This is a genomic window from Vibrio sp. OPT46 (assembly GCF_015163535.1).
In the GTDB taxonomy this organism is placed as follows: Bacteria; Pseudomonadota; Gammaproteobacteria; order Enterobacterales; family Vibrionaceae; genus Vibrio; species Vibrio alginolyticus.
The window spans coordinates 1-245 of the sequence record NZ_JADDYG010000874.1 but is presented as its reverse complement, the minus strand read 5'-3'; the positions used below and the strand labels follow the sequence as shown (position 1 = coordinate 245).

Annotated in this window: 1 pseudogene; it reads right to left on the bottom strand. The window is 42.0% G+C overall.

The window, feature by feature from the left end:
• Window positions 1-245, bottom strand: a pseudogene (locus IQR33_RS30990) (GGDEF domain-containing protein); the annotation flags it as partial.

Here is a 245-nt window from a genome sequence, read left to right as displayed (position 1 = left end):
ATGGCCAATACGTACTCATCAATATAGCCGTACTCGACGGCGATATTGGTTGAAGCAACATACTCGGTTAATGCCGCATTGTAGTCACCTACTTCAACTAAACGCTCACTCAAGCTTGCTTTCACAGAAAGAATATCTTCTACATCTTCTGGTAAAACAAGCAACTCAAGCGCTTGTTTCAATTCACTAATGCTGTCGTTGAGCTGTTTGATCTCTCTTCGATACTCGGCGCTAATGATATAGCA